Genomic DNA, 2,352 nt, shown 5'->3' on the forward strand with positions numbered 1-2,352 from the left:
GTAAGCGCCAAGGGCATCCCATCTGGTTTTAGGTAAAGCTTCAGGCGACATTTGGCACGAGCGATCCAGATTGGTGCCATGTTCTATGTCTACGCCTATGCCTGCGGATAGAAATTTTCATTTGATTGAGGCGTTTCCGGCTCCGTTTGAAGGTGCGCCAATTGCGCGTCGTCGGCGCTGGTCTGATGCGTTCAAAGCGGCGATGGTGGCCAAGAGCTTTGAGCCTGGAGCAAACATCTCGGCCTTGGCCCGGGAGATCGGGATCAGCCCATCCCAACTGTTTGGCTGGCGGTCGATCGCCGTGGGAAAGAACTCGGCTGAGCGGCGCACAGACGAGTTGTCATCATCGGGCCGCGGCACGATTGACGTGTCTAGGCTCGTCGAGGTCGAGATCGACGGGGTGAGGATCCGGATTGGGCCGGATGTCGAGGAAGCGCATCTGCGGCGCGTTCTGCGAGCGGTGCGCTCGGCATGATCCCGACCAGTGTGAAGGTTTATCTGGCCAGTCATCCCGTTGATTTTAGGAAAGGTCCCGACAGCCTTCTTGGTTTGGTGCGCGATTCTGGGGCAGATCCGTTCAATGGTTCGCTTTATGTCTTTCGCGCGAAACGGGCTGACCGGATCAAGATCGCCTGGTGGGACGGGTCGGGGATTTGCCTCTACTCCAAGCGGCTGGAGAAATCGCAGTTCTGCTGGCCGCGGATCGGCCACAACCGGGTCCAGCTCAACCACGCCCAGTTGCTGGCGCTGGTCGACGGGATGGATTGGAAGAAGGTCCGGCCACCGACCGTGAAGCGGCCGCTATCGGCCGGCTAATGCTGCTGTGGCAAAGTGAATCACGCTATTGAAACGATTGGGAAAATCGCTCTGTCCGTGCTGAAATGCGGTCATGTCGCCGACCGTTGCAGAACTTCCCGACGATGTTGATGCGCTGAAAGCGATGGTCTTGGCCATGGCTGGGCAAGCAGCCCGGCTCGAGGCGCGCAATAGCGACCTGGAAGCACAGACCAATCATCTCGCCCTGATCAACAAGGCTGCCGACGAGCGCATCGCGACGCTGACGGCAATCGTGAAGATGCTGGAGCGYGCGCGCTACGGCCGGCGCTCGGAGCGGCTGGGCGGCGCGATGTTGGACGACGACCAGTACGCCTTCGTGCTCGACGAGATCGAGACGGGTCTTTCGGCCATCCAAGCGGAGCTGCAGGGCGTCGGTCAGGAGCGTCCGAAACGCGCACCGCGTCCGCGCAAGGGCTTTGCGGCGCATCTGGAGCGGGTCGAGCAGGTGATCGAGSCGGAGGTTCCGGCCGGCTGCGAGGATCTGGAAAAGGTGCTGATCGGCGAGGACGTCTCGGAGCGTCTCGACGTGACGGCGGCGAAGTTCCGGGTGATCGTGACCCGTCGCCCGAAATACACTTACCGGGACCGCGATGGCGTGTTCCAGGCACCGGCACCGGCCCATATCATCGAAAGCGGCATCCCCACCGAGGCGCTCCTGGCGCAGATCGCCGTCTCAAAATACGCCGATGGCCTGCCGCTCTACCGGCAGGAGGCAATCTATGCCCGCGACAAGGTCGAGCTCAGCCGCTCGCTGATGGCACAATGGATGGGCAAGGTCGGCTTCGAGCTTAAGCCGCTCGCCGACTACATTCTGGAGCGGATCAAGCAGGGCGAGCGGGTCTTCGCCGACGAGACYTCGCTGCCGACCTTGGCGCCGGGAACCGGAAAGGTCCGAAAAGCCTGGCTATGGGCTTATGCGCGTGACGACCGGCCCTTCGGTGGCGCCAGCCCGCCCATGGTCGCCTATCGCTTCGAGGATGGTCGTGGCGGCGACTGCGTTGTCCGCCATATGGCCGGCTTCACCGGCATCCTGCAGGTCGATGGCTACTCGGCCTACACGCAACTCGCCAAGGCGAAAGCGGGCTCCAATGAGGCCGTCGCCCTCGCGGGCTGTTGGGCTCATCTACGTCGCCGATTTTACGAACTGCACATCAACGGCAGTTCCCAAATCGCAACGCAGACTGTCACGACCATGGCCGAACTCTGGTCCATCGAGCAGGAGGTTCGCGGCCAGGTTCCTGCCGCACGCGCAGCCGCCCGTCAGGACCGCTCCACTGTCATCGTGGCCGAGCTCTTCAAGCTCTGGGAAAAGGAGCTGCCGCGGATCTCGGGAAAATCGAAGCTTGCTGAGGCAATCCGCTACGCAACGTCCAGGCGAGCGGCCCTCGAGCGCTTCCTCGCCGACGGCCGCACCGAAATCGACTCCAACATTGTCGAGCGAGCAATCAGGCCCCAGACCATCGTCAGAAAGAATGCGCTCTTCGCCGGTAGCGACGATGGTGCTTCATACTGCTC

3 protein-coding genes are annotated in these 2,352 nt (G+C 62.1%); all 3 read left to right on the forward strand.

What is annotated here, in order from left to right:
* Window positions 1–121 precede the first annotated feature (121 nt).
* Window positions 122–475 (forward strand): transposase, encoded by a 354-nt coding sequence (locus AC1DWF_RS31530; protein ID WP_476783796.1) that lies wholly within the window; start codon window positions 122–124, stop codon window positions 473–475.
* On the forward strand, window positions 472–816 hold the full coding sequence (gene tnpB, locus AC1DWF_RS31535) for an IS66 family insertion sequence element accessory protein TnpB (RefSeq protein ID WP_476783795.1): 345 nt from the start codon (window positions 472–474) through the stop codon (window positions 814–816). The genes AC1DWF_RS31530 and tnpB overlap by 4 nt, the downstream gene beginning before the upstream one ends.
* 73 nt (window positions 817–889) lie before the next feature.
* Window positions 890–2,352 (forward strand): IS66 family transposase (tnpC, locus tag AC1DWF_RS31540; protein ID WP_476783794.1); only part of this gene is annotated, 1,463 nt, incomplete at its 3' end.

The organism is Aminobacter sp. P4_D5, from assembly GCF_056401815.1.